Source organism: Archangium lipolyticum (assembly GCF_024623785.1).
Classification (GTDB): Bacteria; Myxococcota; Myxococcia; order Myxococcales; family Myxococcaceae; genus Archangium; species Archangium lipolyticum.
Genome location: NZ_JANKBZ010000005.1, coordinates 85,203 through 101,679, shown reverse-complemented (window position 1 = coordinate 101,679; position 16,477 = coordinate 85,203). Strand labels below are relative to the sequence as shown.

The following is a 16,477-nucleotide window of genomic DNA, read 5'->3' as shown; positions in this document are numbered from 1 at the left end:
CAGCTTGCTTTCCCAACCCCCGAGACAGGGGTAGGGTGGCCGACGCACACAAGGAGTGACATCGGAGATGGCGGAGGGAGACGTCCGGCAATACTTCGTGCGGAACGAGACGGGGATGATCTGGGGTCCACTGGCCCTGCCGACCATCGAGTTGCTCATCGATAACGGCAGCATCCAGGGTCGGCTCCAGGTCTCCGAGGACGGCATCAACTTCGCCTTCCCGGGGCTCTTCCCCCACATTCGCGATGCCTTCCCTCGGGAGATGTGGGGAGACGTCGTGGTCCCCGGCCCCACCACCCCGATGGCTCCGGCCATGGGAGCCGCCCCGACCGCCACGCCCACCGGCCCCCAGGGCAAGCCCGCCCCCGGCGTCGCGCCGCGAGGACCCGCCGGAGCGCCCATGGCTGGTCCCGGGGCCGTCGCCGCCACACGGCCCGGTGCCCCCGTGGCGGGTCCAGGCGCCCGGCCCGCCGCGCCTCCAGGAGCCGTTCCTCCCGGGGCGCCCCCGGGTGCCGCCCGCCCGCCCGGCTCGACGCTCGCGCCCGGAATGCCCGGAGCGGTCCCCACCGTGGCTCCGCGTCCCGGGGCTCCCGGCGCCGCGCCCCAGCGCCCCCCCGCGCCCGCCACCACCGCGCGTCCCGTCGGGCCCGGAATCCCCACCCACCCCGCTCCAGGCACCGCGCCACAGGCCGCCGCCCCCGGGGCTCCCGCCGCCGCGCGTCCCGTGCCGCCCGGTGCCACGCCCCAGCAGGCCCCCGCGCCCGCCACCACCGCGCGTCCCGTCGGAGCGGGCATCCCCACCCACCCCGCTCCCACGGCGGCCACGGGTCCGGCGGAAGTGCCTCCCAGCAGCGGGCAGCTCGAGACGCACTCGCTCGTGCGCCTCTACGGACTTCTCGCCGCCGGCAACCACACGGGTCTGCTCACGCTCACCCTCGCCGACTGCACCGTCAGCCTCCACTTCCGCAAGGGCAACCCCGAGTTCATCGACTCCTCGCACCCCGAGGACGCGCTGAGCACCTCGCTCCTCCAGGCGAAGCTCGTCACCCCGGAGCAGCTCCAGCAGGCCGAGGCCGCCCGGGGCCGCTTCGGCGGTGAGCTGCTCGCCGCCCTCTTCGGCCTGGGCCTGCTCCAACCCCCCTCCGCCTTCACCCAGCTGGCGCACCGCGCCCAGACCATCCTCCTCAAGGGCCTGCGCGCCGAGTCCGGCGCCTTCACCTTCGAGCCCAAGGACCTGCCCGCCGCCAAGGCCATGCCCCTGGGCAACAAGTGGGCGGTGCTGAGCGACCTCGTGCGCCGCCTGCCCAGCGCGGACCTCCGGCGCAGGCTCCAGCCCGTCCTCGGCCTGCCGGTGATGAAGTCCAACGGACGCGTGGCCACCGGCGACCTGCGCCTCACCCCTCACGAGATGCGCGTGCTCGCCCTCATCGACGGGGTGCGCTCCACCGGTCAGCTCCTCACCGACGTTCCCCAGGACGCCGACCACGTGCTGCGGCTCGTGTTCCTCCTCAAGGAACTCGATGGGGTGTCCTTCGCGGCCGTGGCCCAGCGCGCGGCCCCGCCGCCACAAGCCTCGGCACCCCGGCCCGCCGCGCCCGCCCCTGGACGCGCTGTCACCGCTCCTGGTGTTGCCCAGGCTGGCGCCACGCCCCAGCCCGCCGCGCCCGCTCCTGGACGCGCCGTCACCGCTCCGGGTGTTGCCCAGGCTGGTGCCCCCGCGCCTGGACGCGCCGTCACCGCTCCGGGTGTTGCCCAGGCCGGTGCCACTCCCCAGGCACCACGCCCGGCGACGGCTCCCGCAGCTCCCGTGGCGAAACCGGCTGCTCCCACCGCGCCCGCCGCCAAACCGGCCGCTCCCGCCACTCCCGTGGCGAAACCAGCCGCTCCGGCCATGCCCGCCGCGAAACCAGCCGCCCCCGCTCCCGCCGCCAAACCGGCCGCTCCGGCTCCGGCTCCCGCCGCCTCGGGCGCCACTCCGGGCGCCAACGAGATTCCCGTCCTCCGCGAGCTGGCCGAGAAGCTCAAGGAGCAGAACCACTTCGAGCGCCTGGGTCTGGGAGCGGACACCAACGGCCCGGCGGTGAAGATCGCCTACTTCAAGCTGGCCAGGCTGTACCACCCGGACACCCTGCCGCCCGGCGCGCCTCCGGAGCTGGAGAAGCTCAAGGCCGACGTCTTCGCCTACATCGGCGAGGCCTACCGGGCCCTCGCGGACGACAAGAGCCGCGCCGCCTACATCGAGGAGCTCAAGCATGGCGGCGGCAAGCAGGAGCAGCAGGTCGACGTGGAGGCCATCCTCAAGAGCGAGGAGCTCTTCCGCAAGGCCGGCCTGCACATCAAGGCCCGGAAGTTCGCCGAGGCGGTGAAGATCCTCGACGAGGCCATCCAGCTCAACGGCGAGGAGCCCGAGTTCTACGCCTGGCGCGGCTATGCCCGCTTCTTCACCTTCGAGGACAAGAAGGTGGCCTACGCCGAGGCCTTCAAGGACATCCAGGCCTGTCTGAAGAAGAACGAGAAGGTCGCCTCGGCGCACTACTTCCTGGGTGTCATCGCCAAACTTTGCGGAGACAACAGCGGCGCGCTGAAGCACTTCCAGAGGACGGTGGAGATTCAGCCAAATCACATCGACGCGCAGCGGGAGATCCGCATGGCGGCGCAAAAGAAGTAGGGTGCGCCACCTCGGGAGCGCCACCGTGGGCTCCCCCACACGAGGAGAAGAGTCTTGCCGTTGACCGGAAAACAGCGCCGCCAGCTTCGCGGGCTGGGACACCACCTGGAGCCGGTGGTCATCGTGGGCCAGTCGGGCGTCACCGAGGGCGTCATCGCCGCCGTCGAGCAGGCGCTGCACGACCACGAGCTCATCAAGGTGAAGATCAACGAGGGTCCCGAGGACCGTCACGAGGCCGCCGAGAAGCTGGCCCAGGGCACCAGCGCCGAGCTGGTCCAGCTCCTGGGCCGCACCGCGCTGCTCTTCAAGAAGCGCGCGGAGGACTCGGAGTTCGAGGACTACTGAGGAGCGCCCTCAGCGGGTGAAGCCCGCGGCCTGGGCCGCCACTTCCACCCCCGCGCCCAACCTGTCGAGCAGCGCGGGGCTGAAGTACTGGTGACGGGCCTCGCCCTGGCCCGCCTTCACCTGCTCCGGCGTGTCCACGTAGCCCACGTACCCGTCCGCCAGTCCCAGCACCCCCGTGGCTCCCGTGCGCTGGACCAGCGCCGACCCCGCCGCCACCGTGGGCTCGCCCGGCAGCAACAGCAGCTCCAGCGGCCCCAGCACCAGCGCCCCCACCTCCGCCGTCCGGGAGGACGACGCACACAGGAAGTTGTCCCCCGCCGCCCGCGAGTACGACGGCACCAGCCGCGAGGCGTCCGGCCTCGGCAGCGCCACCTCCACCCGCGCATGGGCCAGCCGCGACGTCCCGGCCGCCACCGGCGCCGCGCGCTCGGCCAGCCCCGCCACCGCCCGCGCATAGGCCGCCGCCTTCTCCACACCCTCCCCCTCGTCGAAGGACACCGAGACGTTGCCCGCCGCCCCCTGCAGCACCAGCGCCACCCCACCCTTCTCCTCGCGCAGCAGGCTCAAGCGCCCCGGCCAGTCCGGATCCACGAAGGCCCTCTTCCTCGGAACCACCGTGGGGTGCGAGGAGAACACCAGCAGCTCCGCCACGGGCCCGGACGCGCTCCTCAGCACGGCGCGGGTGAGCGTCCCATCCGGCGCCTCTCCGCCCGAGCGCGAGCGCACCAGCCCCGGCTCCCGGGCCTCGCCCACCTCCAGCGTGACGTCCGTGAGCCTCGCCGCGGCCTGGTGCAGCGCCTCGCTGGCTCCGGCCGCCGCCGCCTCCAGCGCGGACTTCCGGTACCGCCCGGTGCCGGCGAGCTGCGACACCAGCCGCGGGTCATACCCGCCGAAGGACGAGTGTGAGTGCGTGGCCACCACCACCAGACCCTGGAGCCCCAGGTCGGAGGCACGCTCGCGCACCGCGGCCACGAGCGCGTCGGGCACCAGCAGCAGCTCCAGCGACACCAGCCCCACCTTCACATCCCCCATGGCCAGCACCACCGCGCGCGCCCAGGGGGGAGGATCCGCCTGGCTGGCCTCCGGACGAGGAGGCCCATAACCGGCCACCACCACGGGAAAGGGCGGTTCCAGGGCCACCTTCGCCGCTCCGGCCCTCAAGGAGCCCTCGGCGCGCGCCTGCCCTCGCACCACGGGCGTCCGCTCGCTCCACCGCCCGCACCAGTTCCATGACGCGAGCGCGTACGCGGACCCGAGGGTCAGCACGAACAGGGGAAGCAGGGAACGAAGGAACCGCCGCCAGCGGGGAGACATGGGGGGTGGAAGCCTACCTCCAAGCGGGGAATTCCGGGTGCCCGGCTGCTCGTCCGTTCCTCACATCCCCCTGCCCGCGGAATACCGTCGAACGAAGCAACCGTTCTCCAGTTCCGTTCGGCACCCGAAGGGGATAAGGGCAACGCGCATGTGCGGGATCTTCGGAATCGTCGGTCACCCGGAAGCGTCCAACCTGGCGTACCTCGGTCTGCATGCGCTCCAGCATCGCGGCCAGGAATCAGCGGGCATCGTCGCATCGGATGGCCAGAGTCTGCGGGCCCATCGTGAGATGGGGCTCGTGGCGGACATCTTCACCGCGCCGGTGCTCGAGCAACTGCCGGGCGGAGCGGCCATCGGCCACGTGCGCTACTCCACGGCGGGCGTCAGCCAGCTCAAGAACGCCCAGCCGCTCACGGTGGAGTACGTGGGAGGCCACCTGGCCGTGGCCCACAACGGCAACCTCGTCAACGCACAGGAGCTGCGCAACGAGCTCGAGGCCGACGGCGCCATCTTCCAGTCGGACTCGGACACCGAGGTCGTCATCCACCTCATCGCCCGCTCGCGGCAGCCCACCTTCGAGAAGAAGGTCGTCGAGGCGCTCTCCAAGGTGAAGGGGGCCTACAGCATCCTCTTCCTCTCCGAGAAGAAGCTGGTGGCGGTGAGGGACCCGAACGGCTTCCGTCCGCTGGTGCTCGGCATGCTGAAGAACAGCTGGGTGCTGGCCAGCGAGACCACGGCACTGGATCTCATCGAGGCGGAGTTCATCCGCGAGCTCGAGGCCGGGGAGATGGTGGTCATCGACGAGACGGGCCTGCACGCCAGCCAGCCCTTCCCGCCCACGCGGCTGGGCCGGTGCATCTTCGAGCACGTGTACTTCGCCAAGCCGGACTCGGTGCTGTTCGGCACGAGCGTGTACGAGACGCGCAAGGAGCTGGGACGGCAGCTCGCCAGGGAGCAGCCGGCGCCCGGAGCGGACCTGGTCATCGCTGTGCCGGACTCGGGCGTGCCCGCGGCCATCGGCTACTCGCAGGCCAGTGGGATTCCGTACGACGTGGGCCTCATCCGCAGCCACTACGTGGGCCGCACCTTCATCGAGCCGCAGCAATCCATCCGCCACTTCGGCGTGAAGCTGAAGCTGTCCGCGGTGCGCCAGGTACTCAAGGGCAAGCGCGTGGTGGTGGTGGACGACTCCATCGTGCGCGGCACCACCAGCCGGAAGATCGTGAAGATGCTCAAGGCCGCCGGCGCGGTGGAGGTGCACCTGCGCATCTCCTCGCCGCCCACGCAGTGGCCGTGCTTCTACGGCATCGACACGCCGAGCCGGCAGGAGCTCATCGCCTCCAGCCACACCGTGGAGGAGATCGCCCGCTACGTGACGGCGGACTCGCTGGGCTACATCTCCCTGGAGGGCCTGGGCACCGCGGTGGGAGACCGGGAACGCAACACCTTCTGCACCGCCTGCTTCTCCGGCCAGTACCTCACGGGCAACCTCACGGCGGGCGCCTCGGCGCAGCCCGCCGGACCCAAGCTCGTCAGCGCCTGAGCCCCCTCCCCGCTCGCCCCAGGTGTCATGGGGCGAAGTCGCTCCGCCGGAGCCGGTAGGTCACCGTCGGTGGTGCGTGGGGCGACATCCCGAGCCGCTCCATCACCCGGATGGACGCGGCGTTGGCGAGGTCCGCGCGGGCGTAGATGTCCTTCAGCCCCACCCGCTCGAAGCCGAAGCGCAGCACGGCCCGGGCCGCCTCGGTGGCGAGGCCCCGCCCCCAGAAGTCCCGATAGAGTCCGTACAGGAGCTCCACGTCCTCACGGCCCTCGATGCGCCGCAGCCCGCAGAAGCCGATGAGCGCTCCGGGCCAGTCCACGAGGGAGAGGACGAACCCGCCGTAGCCCCGCTCCCGGAAGTCCCGCTCGCTCAGGGCGATCTGCTCCCGCACCTCCTCGCGCGACACGAGCCGGTCATCCCAGAGGTAGCGGCGGACGTACGGGTCGTTCCAGAGGCCGAAGAGCGCGTCCTCGTCCTCCGGAGCGAAGGGACGGAGCAACAGGCGGTCGGTGCGAAGCTCCAGCACGGGCATTCCCTCCATCATTCCGCGCGGAAGGAGTGGTGTCCGTGCCGTTGTGACAGGACTCAGAGCATCTCGGCCCCGAGGGCGCGCACCAACACGCGCTCCTGCCGGAAGCGGCGCTCCAGCTCCGCGCGGTAACCGCTCCACCAGGCTCGGTCGAGCGCTTCGACCATCACCTCGAAGAGCAACATCTCGTCCCGCACCGTCTCGCCCTCCTCCTTCCAGGCGCCCGCGGCCGGGGATTGGAGGAAGGCGGTGACGCCACCGAACCGGTCGGTGAGCTCGGCGCGGACCTTCTCGAAGTCCGCGCGGGCGAAGGGGCGCCGCTCGTTGTCCCGCAGCGGCAGCAGGAACTGGACGATGTGCATGCCCTAATAGTGCGTGGGCGCGTTCGGATCGAACCCGATGGGACGCGTCGCCTCGGCTTCCTTCTCGCCCTCGGTGCGCACGTCGTACTTGTCATGGTCCTGGAACTTGGCGCTGTCCATGCGGGCCTCGGAGAGCGAATCCGTCCCCATGTCCAATCTGTCGGCCGCCTCCAGCACCTCGCCCAGGCTGGCCTTCTGGAGCTGGTCCTTGTCGAGCGAGAGGTGGATGTCATCTCCCTCGAGCCGCTCCACGGACCGGAAGGGAACCCGGTAGTCCCTGGCGTAGAACACGCCCTTCTCCACGACGAAGGCGTCCTCCGCCGTGCCGATGACCTTGCCCAACCGGTGCCCATCCCTGCTCTTCACAGTCATGCCAACCCGAACGTCCATCCGCTGCGCCATGGCTCGCTCCTCGCTGCGGTGAGAGAACGGGGGCCGCCGGGCCTTCCCCAGATGACCCCCGGAGGAAGATGGGAATCCGGGCATCCCCTCGCAGGCGGCCCTCGCTCCCTCCCTCGCATCTCGGGGAGCCAATCTCCCTCCCTATATCTCCGCGCGGCGCAGATCCCTCGACAGCTCGGCCAGGCGGGCCTGCCGCTGGGACTCGGAGGCGAACGGCACCCGCTCCATCTCCTCCTGGGCGGCGCGGGCGATGCGGCCCACCCCGTCGAGGGCGATGACACCCACCTCGAAGGCATCCATCGCGGCCCCCACGTAGGTGTCGAAGAAGAAGATGCGCTTGTCGCGCCACCGCTGGCGGACGGGCGCGGGGGTGTCGACCACGTCGTGGATGAACACGGCCCGCACCACCTCCGGGTACGCCGCGAGCATCTGCTCGCCGAAGGCCACGTCGCCCTGGCCGCTGTCGCCCGTGAAGACGAAGCCGTACTCGGGATAGAGCTGGACGTAGCGGCTGAAGTTCTCGAACTTCATGGCGGCGATGCGCGCGTTGCCGAGCAGGTGGGTGAACGCACCGGAGAGCATCACGGAGGGGCCCACCCCGTGCTGGCTCAGGGTGGCCAGCGTGCGATCCTCGATGAGGCCGAGCGGATCCGCCGGCCGCGCGCTGATGAAGGTGAGGTCGCCCTCGCGCCCGGGGATGACGCCCGGCCCGCGGTCCAGCTCGCGGTAGAACTGGAGCACTCCCGGGTACACCGTCTTCGACGGGTAGCGCGTGTCCTTCCAGTTGGCGAGGAAGGTGTCGTCGATGTCGCTCAGCACCTTGTTCTCGCCGCTCGGGATGGCCTCCCGGAAGATGTGCGCGAGGATGTCCTGGCGGATGGCCTCGTCATCCACGTCGTGGAAGAGGAGCTGCTGCAGGTCGTGGTAGCTGCCTCGGCCGTCGAGCAGGTTCTTGAACTCCGTCAGCTCCCGGCCGTGCAGCCCGAGGAACAGGTCGCGCACCCGGCGCTCGAAGGCCTCGTGGGTGAAGCCCTTCTGGAGCGCCGCCACGAGCGCGGCGCGCAGCGGCAGGCCCAGCTCGCGCGCCCGCTTCACGCACAGCAGGTCCAACAGCGTGGTGAGGTTGTCCGGGCCGACGACACGGTCATCCACGTCGGAGAGCAACCGGTTCAGGTCCACGTTGAGCAGGAGGTGGTTGAGCTCGGCGGTGGTCGCGTCGGAGAGCAGGTCCAGGATGCGCCGCTCGTCGTTCCGGTCGGTGTGACCGGTCATCAGGGAGCGAAGCGTCTGAAGTTTCAGGGCCACGGCTGTGATGTCCACCCCCCAAGCCTACCGCGATGAGTGCCTGCCTTCACCTCTTCTGACACGAACGCTGACTCACGAACGGGTGCTCATGGACCGGCCTGGCGCCGCTCGTGGGAAGGCCCTCGGACAATGAAATCCTGAAGGTCCGCGGGCAGGGGCGAGTCGAAGGAGACGGTCTCCCCCGTGCCCGGGTGGGGGAAGGAGATGTGCGCGGCGTGGAGGGCGTGGCGAGGCAGACGCAGCTTCACCCAGGCCTCGGGTTCCAGGCAGTGCTTGCTGAAGCGATCGAAGTAGCCAGGGTCCGGGCCGTACATCTTGTCCCCCACCAGGGGAAAGCCGGCCTCACGCAGGTGGATGCGGATCTGATGCTGGCGCCCGGTCTCCGGGTAGCAGCGCAGCAGGGCGAACGGCTGGCCATCATGGGTGAAGCGCTGGAGCACCTGGAAGCGGGTGCGGCTCTCCTTGCCCTCCACGGGGTCGATGCGCACGGCGATGCGGATGAGCTCGGTGCCCTCGGCGATGGGGGCGTCCACGGAGAAGGAGTCCTCGGGCGGGTGGCCCTCACAGATGGCGAGGTACTCCTTGTGCACGTCGCGGGAGACGAAGAGACGCCCGAGGACGCGGCAGGATTCGGTGGTGCGCCCGCAGACGACGAGGCCGCTCGTCTCGCGGTCCAGACGGTGGGCGGGTTCGGCGAAGGCCTCGCCGAAGCGCTCGCGCAGGAGGGAGACGAGCGTGCCCTTGTGGTAGCGGGCGGTGGGGTGGATGGGGAGCCCGGCGGGCTTGTCGAGCACGAGCAACCAGTCGTCCTGGAAGAGGGCGGGCAGCTCGGTGGGAGTCTCCGGCTCGGTGTTGGCTGGGCGACGGATGCGGAAGGCGAGGCCCGGGTAGACGGGCGTGGAGGGCTTGAGACGGCGCTCCTCACAGAGGACGCCGCGCTGGATGATGCCGTGGAGGCGCTCGCGCGTGAGGCGGCGGAGCTTCTCGGAGAGGTAGCGCTCCAACCGCCAGCCGGCGTAGTTCGGCTCGACGACGAATGGAATGTCGACGTAGCCCTCGGGGGCCTCGCCGATGGCGTGGGGGATGTCCTCGCTCGGGTCTCGCATGCGGCGGCGTGGGCTTAACACAGCGGAAGGACCGCTTTCTCCCCCGCGTGCGAGGCCCCGTCATGCTGCCCGCCCGCTCCCTACCTGGGAGCCGGCCTGATAACCTGCGCGCCCTTGATGGACCCGACCCTCGTCTCCGACCCCCGCCTCGGCACCATCCTGCAAGGACGTTACCGGCTCCTCCAACGGCTCGCGGCCGGTGGCATGGGCGTGGTGTATCGCGGCGAGCGCCTGGAGGTCGGGCGCCCCGTGGCCATCAAGTTCCTCCATCCCTGGATCGCCGCGGAGCCGAGCTTCCAGCGGCGCTTCCAGCTCGAGGCGCAGGCGATGAGCCGGCTGTCCCATCCCTGCTGCGTCTCGCTCATCGACTTCGGCGTGGAGGGCGATTCACCCTTCATGGTGATGGACTTCGTCACGGGGCGGACGCTGGGCTCGCTGGTGCGCGAAGGCGGTCCGCTCCCCGTGAAGCGGGCGCTGGGCCTCGTGCGCCAGGTGCTGGCGGGGCTGGCTCACGCGCACGCCCAGGGCATCGTCCACCGGGACATCAAGCCGGACAACATCGTCCTGACGGAGGCCATCGGGCTCGGAGAGCAGGTCCGCATCCTCGACTTCGGACTGGCCCGGCTGCGCGACACGGTGACGGGCCTGACCGCGGGCCTCATCGTGGGCACCCCGGCCTACATGGCTCCGGAGCAGATCAGCACCGGCGAGGTCGATGCCCGAACGGACCTCTACTCCGTCGGCGTGCTCCTCTTCGAGCTGCTCACCGGGACCAAACCCTTCCACGCGGAACAGTCCGCCGAGCTGATGCGTCAGCACCAGCAGGCGACTCCGCCGACGCTGGGCAGCACCACCCCCGGAGGAGGGTTTTCCCAGGAGCTGGAGCGGGTGGTCGGCAAGGCCCTGGCCAAACATCCAGGAGATCGCTTCCAGTCGGCCGCGGACTTCGCCGCCGCGCTGGACGCGCTCCCGCAGATGGCCGCCACACCCGCCCCGGGCTTCGACACGTCCGTCCCTCGGCCGGAGGCGCCCTCGACGCAGTCCCTCCTGCGGGAGATGAACCGGTTCACGGGACGAAGGCGGTGGGTGGCCGCGAGTGCCGCGGGACTGGTGCTGCTGGGACTCGGCGCGGCCCTGCTCTGGCCGACGAAGCAGGGCGCGGTGCCCGCCTCGAACATGCGTCCTCCCGTGACCCGGGACACCTCCGCACCGAAGCCACAACAGCCAACCGCCGTCGAGGAGGTGGAGGACTCCGCTGGGGAACAGACACCTCCCCGCGAGGAGCTCCCCGGCATCGAGCAGATCGAACGCTGGGTGAAGGAGGGAGAGCGGCGGCGGGATCAGTCGCTCCGCGCGCTCGCGAAGCTTCGCGCGCAGTACCCCGCGAGTGCCTACGCTCCCTATCTCGAGGGACACGTCAACTTCGACAATCTCCGCTGGATGGATGGCCTCGCCTCCTATGGCGCGGCCATCCGCAACGACTCCGCCTACCGCTCGGATCCGAAGCTCATCCGCAACGTCATCCGCTGCCTGGTGAGCGATCGCTTCCATGCGAAGTGCGGTGAGTTCCTCGTGCGCGAGGTGGGCGCCCCCGCGGCCCCGTTCCTCGAGGAAGCGGCGCGCTCGGCCTCCTATGCCAACGTCCAGAGCCGGGCGGCCAGACTCCTTCCCAAAGTGACCGCGCGGCGCTGACGCTCGAAACCCGGGAGGAGCGAGTCCCTCAGCGATCGACGCGCGAGGACACCTCGAGGGTGAACGGGTCCACGGCCTGTCCGCTCGCGGAGGAGCCCACCACCCTGAGCACGAGAGGACCGGTGGAGACGCTCTTCATCGAATGAAGGAGGAGTGTTCCCAGGGTCTCTCCGGCGGGCAGGGTGATCGGCTCCGCGGAGATGCCCTGGGGTAGAGGATCGACCGTCACCCGGACCTCCTGGGTGAAGCCCTCCGCGCGCACGAGCGACACCGGCACGGGGCTCTGGCCACCCGGGAGGATCGACACCTGCTGGGGAACCGTGAGGGAGAAGTCCGGGGTGGCCACGGGTGGATCGAGCACCACGAGGTAGCAGGGCTGGCCAGCCATGGCGCTCGAGTTGTCGGAGTGGGCCTCCACCATCATGAGGGAGGGCCCCCGGAACGTGACACCTGGCGCGGCGGAGAGCACACCGCGCGCGGTGAGGGGCCCCGTGCCGTCCATGATGATCTCCTCGGGGGAGAGCGAGAGTCCCTCGGGAAGCGCGGGCATGCGGACCCGCATCCGCCAGAGCTGCTCCTCCTCGCTCTGCCCCATGCGGAAGAAGCCCGCGGAGAAGGGGATGGAGGAACCGGGCTCCAGGGACACCGTGTGACAACGCTCGGTGGTGATGACCTCCTGGAGCGGAGGCGGCGCGCAGGCCAGGGAGGCCCCCAGCAGAGCCGCCCCGAGCAAGCCCCTGGACGACGTGAGCACGCGCACCCCTGCCATGTGGACCTCCCGGTCTTCGCTCGTCGCGGCTAGCCGGCCGCGCGCTGCGGCGTCTGCCCCACCCCGAGGAACTCCTCGTACACCTGGGCGATGCGCTCCCCGGAGCGCCCGTCCCACAGGTCGGGGACACGGCCCTTCTTCTCGTGACCATCGAGGATGCGCTCGGCGGCCTGCTGGATGCGGGCCGGCTCGGTGCCCACCACGAGGTTGGTGCCGACGTCCACGGTGATGGGACGCTCGGTGTTCTCGCGCACGGTGAGGCAGGGAATGCCGAGCACGGTGGTCTCCTCCTGGAGGCCACCGGAGTCGGTGAAGACGAGCCGGGCCTGCGAGGTGAGCGCGAGGAACTCCAGGTAGCCCATGGGCTCCACCAGGCGCAGGCCCGGGGTGCGCGCCAGCGAGGCCTCCAGCCCCGTCTCCGCGATGCGCTTGCGGGTGCGCGGGTGGACGGGGAAGACGACGGGCAGCCGGTGGGACAGGTGGCCCAGGGCGGACAGCAGCCCCCCGAGCACCTTCGCGTCATCCACGTTGGAGGCCCGGTGCAGCGTGCACACCGCGTAGCCGCGCGGAGTGAGCCCCATGTCCGCGAGCGTGGAGAGCTTCAGCGCCTTCTCCCGGGCCGCCAGGAGCGAGTCGATCATCACGTTGCCGACGAGCCGGATGCGCTGGGGCTCCACGCCCTCGCGGATGAGGTTGGCGTCCGCGTCGGACGAGGGCGTCAGCAGCAGGTCCGCGATGCTGTCGGTGAGGATGCGGTTGATCTCCTCGGGCATGGCGCGGTCGAAGCTGCGCAGACCCGCCTCCACGTGACCGATGGGGATGCCCATCTTCACCGCCACGAGCGCGGCGGCCAGGGTGCTGTTGACGTCTCCCACCACGGAGACGAGCTCCGGCTTCTCACTGGTGAACACCTTCTCCAGTTCGATCATCAGCCGGGCCGTCTGCTCCGCGTGGCTGCCGGAGCCGATACCCAGGTGGATGTCCGGAGCGGGCATGCCCAGGTCCGTGAAGAAGACGTCGCTCATCTTCACGTCGTAGTGCTGGCCGGTGTGCACCAGCTTCTGGGCGAGCACGCCACGCTCGGAAATGGCCCGGTGGATGGGCGCGACCTTCATGAAGTTGGGACGCGCCCCAACGATATGGAGAACCTTCTTCATGGTGGCGGGAAGCTAGGCATGCCCCCCCGGGTGCCTAGTGCCCCCCGTCCGACGGTGCCTCGCGGCGTCCTGAATCTGATAGACAGGCGGCGCCATGTCCTCCCACCGCACCCTCGCCGTCATTCCCGCCCGCTACGCCAGCACGCGCTTTCCCGGCAAGCCCCTGGCCCTCATCGCCGGCCGGCCGATGATCGAGCACGTCTGGCGCCGCTGCCAGGAGGCGCGCGTCTTCGACGAGGTGGTGGTGGCCACCGACGACGCGCGCATCCAGGAGGCGGTGGCGCGCTTCGGCGGCACGGCGGTGATGACGTCGCCGGACTGCGCCACGGGCACGGACCGGGTGGCCGAGGTGGCGCGGGCCCGTCCGGAGGTGGACGTCTGGATCAACGTCCAGGGCGACGAGCCGCTGGTGGATCCGGATTCACTCCGGGTGTTGGCGGGCCTCTTCGCCGACCCGGAGGTGGGGATGGGTACGCTGGTGCGCCCGCTGGATGCCATCGAGGCGGAGAGCCCGCATGTGGTGAAGGCGGTGCTAGCGCTCAACGGAGACGCGCTCTACTTCAGCCGCAGCACCATCCCCTTCCTGCGCGAGCCGGCCGAGGCCGCGGCGGTGAAGCGCTGGGCGCACCTGGGGCTGTACGGCTACCGGCGCGAGACGCTGCTGCGGCTGGCGGGCCTGAGCGCCACGCCACTGGAGCAGTCTGAGAAGTTGGAACAACTCCGGGCCCTGGAGCACGGCATCCGCATCCGTTGCGGGAAGGTCGCGGGGCGCACGGTGGCGGTGGACGTGCCCGAGGACGTGGCCCGGGTGGAGGAGGCGATGCGCGGTTGAGCCCGCCCGCTCCACACGCGGGCAATCGTGCGGCGGTGGGCATCCCGCGTTAGTCTGCGCCCGTGTCCGACGCCCCCAAGAAACCCAAGTTCTCCCGCCTGACGTTCCGCCGCATCCTGGGCCTTGCCCGGCCCCAGGCGCGCAGACTCCTCGCCGGTACCTTCTTCCTGCTGCTCGCCAGTGGCCTGGGCCTGCTGTACCCCAAGGCCATCGGCTACATCATCGACGAGGCGCTCGGAGCCAAGGACCACGGCCTCATCGACAAGGCCGCCCTGGCCATGGTGGCCGTCTTCATCTTCCAGGGCGTGGCCATGGCCCTGCGCTTCTACCTCTTCACCACCGCGGGCGAGCGCGTGGTGACGCAACTGCGGCAGGACCTCTTCGCCAGCCTCATGGGCCAGGAGGTGGGCTTCTTCGACGAGCGCAAGACGGGTGAGCTCACCAACCGCCTCGCCTCGGACACCACGGTGCTGCAAAACACCGTGAGCGTGAACATTTCCATGGGGCTGCGCAACGCGGCGCAGGCGCTGGGCGGCATCGCGCTGCTCTTCTACACCTCGCCGGTGCTCACGGGGCTGATGCTGGCCATCGTGCCGGCGGTGGCGGTGGGGGCGGTGACGTACGGCCGCAAGGTGCGCGGGCTGTCCAAGGAAGTGCAGGACGCACTCGCCGCCGCCAACGAGGTGGCCGAGGAGAGCCTCTCCGGCATCCGCACCGTGCGCTCCTTCGCCGCCGAGCGCCACGAGGTGGATCGCTACCGCGACACCACCGAGCGCGCCTTCGACGTCGCGCGCCGCCGGGTGAAGCAGTCCTCCTTCTTCCTGGCCGGGGCCTCCTCGGCCGGCTACATCGCCTCGGCGGTGGTGCTCTGGTACGGCGGCCGTCTGGTGCTCGACGGCAGGATGTCCGTGGGCAGCCTCACCTCCTTCCTCATCTACTCGCTGATGGTGGCCTTCGCGCTGGGCGCCCTGGCGGACCTCTGGGCGGACTTCATGCGCGCCTCCGGCGCCGCCGAGCGCGTCTTCGAGCTCATCGACCGCCAGCCCGCCATCCCCGCCTCGGGCGGCGAGCGCCTGCCGTCCGTGCAGGGCCGCGTCGAGTTCCAGAGCGTGCGCTTCGCCTACCCCACGCGCCCGGACGTCCCGGTGCTCCAGGGCATCGACATGGCGCTCGCCCCGGGCGAGGTGGTGGCCATCGTCGGCCCCTCGGGCGCGGGCAAGTCCACCATCGCCGCCATGCTGGCGCGCATGTATGACCCGCAGGGCGGGCGCGTGCTGCTGGACGGCACGGAGCTGCGCACGCTCGACCCCGAGTGGCTGCGCCAGCAGGTGGGAACGGTGGCCCAGGAGCCGATGCTCTTCGCCTCCTCCATCGCCGACAACATCCGCTACGGCCGCATGGACGCCTCGGACGAAGAGGTGGAGGCCGCCGCGCGCGCCGCCAACGCGCACGACTTCATCTCCCGCTTCCCCGAGGGCTACCGCACCCTGGTGGGCGAGCGCGGCGTGCAGCTGTCCGGTGGGCAGAAGCAGCGCATCGCCATCGCCCGCGCGGTGCTCAAGAATCCGCGCCTGCTGGTGCTGGACGAGGCGACGAGCGCGCTCGACGCGGAGAGCGAGCACCTGGTGCAGGAGGCCCTGGAGCGGCTGATGAAGGGCCGCACCACCCTCATCATCGCCCACCGCCTGTCCACGGTGATCGGCGCGGACCGCGTGCTGGTGCTGGAGGGCGGCAAGGTGGTGCAGAGCGGCAACCACGCCGCGCTCATGGGCCAGGACGGCCTCTACCGCCGCCTGGTGGAACGCCAGTTCGTGGCCGCTTGAGGAGTGCCTGCCTCCTCGCCTGCCCTCCTTCCGGATTGGATTCGTGCGGCATCACACATGGCGCCGCCAGAATCCCCTCATTAAGTAAGTGGCCGCAGAAAGGAGGTGATGCCTTGACCGACAGCAAGAGTCAGGCGTCCACCTCCGCTCGTCTGGCGCGCTGAAGAAGCCACCATGCGGCGGAAGTGAGATGCCAGGCAGTTCGGGCCCGCCCGTTTCGCGCACCCCACCAAAAACCGGGGCCGCGGGACGGGCGGGTCTTTTTTTGCCCGGACCTCGGGAATGAGCGTGCGACGGACCTGTTGCACGCGCCGGGGGGTACCGGCCCGTTCATCCGCAGGAGGCCCTGACCTTGTCCATCACACCTTGCCCGAGCCCTCTGCCCTCCGCGCTGCGTGACGAGTCGGCGGTGGAGGCCCAGCGCAACCTGTTCTGCTTCAATTATGACGCCTGCCTGCACCTCGCGGTGAAGCGGGGCTGGGACGGCTGGACCTGCCGCCACTGCCCGCTGCGCGAGCAGCGCGACAGCGAGCCCCGCGCCCGGGACTACGCCGAATCCCGCCCGCGGACCCAGGGGCAGGATTGAGATCCGTCCCTTGCCGGACTTCCGGGACCAGGCGGCCGTCCGCG

15 protein-coding genes are annotated in these 16,477 nt (G+C 70.6%); 7 read left to right on the top strand and 8 right to left on the bottom strand.

Annotated features, from left to right (window positions below; all coding sequences use genetic code 11):
* Positions 1-67 precede the first annotated feature (67 nt).
* Together NR810_RS13330 and yhbY are read left to right on the top strand one after the other, a co-directional pair.
* Complete coding sequence (locus tag NR810_RS13330) at positions 68-2,668, top strand: J domain-containing protein (protein WP_257452359.1); 2,601 nt, start codon at positions 68-70, stop codon at positions 2,666-2,668.
* A gap of 54 nt (positions 2,669-2,722) precedes the next feature.
* A complete protein-coding gene (gene yhbY, locus NR810_RS13325; protein WP_257452347.1) occupies positions 2,723-3,013 on the top strand; it encodes a ribosome assembly RNA-binding protein YhbY in 291 nt (96 codons plus the stop codon).
* A gap of 9 nt (positions 3,014-3,022) precedes the next feature.
* On the opposite strand, the gene NR810_RS13320 is transcribed toward yhbY, so the two are convergent.
* Positions 3,023-4,327, bottom strand: a complete 1,305-nt coding sequence (locus NR810_RS13320) for a hypothetical protein (protein WP_257452336.1) — start codon at positions 4,325-4,327, stop codon at positions 3,023-3,025.
* Positions 4,328-4,475: 148 nt separating this feature from the next.
* On the opposite strand from NR810_RS13320, the gene purF reads away from it, so the two are divergent.
* A complete protein-coding gene (purF, locus tag NR810_RS13315) occupies positions 4,476-5,870 on the top strand; it encodes an amidophosphoribosyltransferase (protein ID WP_257452334.1) in 1,395 nt (464 codons plus the stop codon).
* Positions 5,871-5,895: 25 nt separating this feature from the next.
* Here the strand turns inward: purF and NR810_RS13310 are convergent, their stop codons facing one another.
* The 5 genes from NR810_RS13310 to NR810_RS13290 form a co-directional block, all read right to left on the bottom strand.
* Positions 5,896-6,396, bottom strand: a complete 501-nt coding sequence (locus tag NR810_RS13310) for a GNAT family N-acetyltransferase (protein WP_257452330.1) — start codon at positions 6,394-6,396, stop codon at positions 5,896-5,898.
* A gap of 59 nt (positions 6,397-6,455) precedes the next feature.
* Positions 6,456-6,761: a hypothetical protein gene (locus NR810_RS13305; RefSeq protein WP_257452328.1), complete on the bottom strand. Its 306-nt coding sequence runs from the start codon at positions 6,759-6,761 to the stop codon at positions 6,456-6,458.
* 3 nt (positions 6,762-6,764) lie between these two features.
* The gene (locus NR810_RS13300) at positions 6,765-7,133 is read right to left on the bottom strand and encodes a hypothetical protein (protein ID WP_257452325.1); all 369 of its coding nucleotides are present in this window, start codon (positions 7,131-7,133) and stop codon (positions 6,765-6,767) included.
* A gap of 171 nt (positions 7,134-7,304) precedes the next feature.
* Positions 7,305-8,468 carry a phosphatase domain-containing protein gene (locus tag NR810_RS13295; RefSeq protein WP_257452323.1) on the bottom strand — a complete coding sequence of 388 codons (1,164 nt, stop codon included), beginning with the start codon at positions 8,466-8,468 and terminating at the stop codon, positions 7,305-7,307.
* An 86-nt stretch (positions 8,469-8,554) separates the two neighbouring features.
* Positions 8,555-9,574, bottom strand: coding sequence for an RluA family pseudouridine synthase (locus NR810_RS13290; protein ID WP_257452320.1), 1,020 nt, complete (start codon positions 9,572-9,574; stop codon positions 8,555-8,557).
* A gap of 117 nt (positions 9,575-9,691) precedes the next feature.
* Between NR810_RS13290 and NR810_RS13285 the strand changes: the two genes are divergently transcribed.
* On the top strand, positions 9,692-11,266 hold the full coding sequence (locus NR810_RS13285) for a serine/threonine-protein kinase (RefSeq protein WP_257452317.1): 1,575 nt from the start codon (positions 9,692-9,694) through the stop codon (positions 11,264-11,266).
* Positions 11,267-11,294: 28 nt separating this feature from the next.
* Here NR810_RS13285 and NR810_RS13280 read toward each other — a convergent pair whose 3' ends face one another.
* The gene (locus tag NR810_RS13280; RefSeq protein WP_257452315.1) at positions 11,295-12,035 is read right to left on the bottom strand and encodes a hypothetical protein; all 741 of its coding nucleotides are present in this window, start codon (positions 12,033-12,035) and stop codon (positions 11,295-11,297) included.
* Positions 12,036-12,064: 29 nt separating this feature from the next.
* The gene (gene wecB / locus NR810_RS13275; protein ID WP_257452313.1) at positions 12,065-13,192 is read right to left on the bottom strand and encodes a non-hydrolyzing UDP-N-acetylglucosamine 2-epimerase; all 1,128 of its coding nucleotides are present in this window, start codon (positions 13,190-13,192) and stop codon (positions 12,065-12,067) included.
* A gap of 94 nt (positions 13,193-13,286) precedes the next feature.
* On the opposite strand from wecB, the gene kdsB reads away from it, so the two are divergent.
* From kdsB to NR810_RS13260, 3 genes are all read left to right on the top strand, one after another.
* A complete protein-coding gene (gene kdsB, locus NR810_RS13270; RefSeq protein WP_257452311.1) occupies positions 13,287-14,024 on the top strand; it encodes a 3-deoxy-manno-octulosonate cytidylyltransferase in 738 nt (245 codons plus the stop codon).
* Between the two features lie 62 nt (positions 14,025-14,086).
* Positions 14,087-15,847, top strand: coding sequence for an ABC transporter ATP-binding protein (locus tag NR810_RS13265; RefSeq protein ID WP_257452309.1), 1,761 nt, complete (start codon positions 14,087-14,089; stop codon positions 15,845-15,847).
* Between the two features lie 352 nt (positions 15,848-16,199).
* On the top strand, positions 16,200-16,433 hold the full coding sequence (locus tag NR810_RS13260; protein ID WP_257452307.1) for a hypothetical protein: 234 nt from the start codon (positions 16,200-16,202) through the stop codon (positions 16,431-16,433).
* Positions 16,434-16,477: the final 44 nt, after the last annotated feature.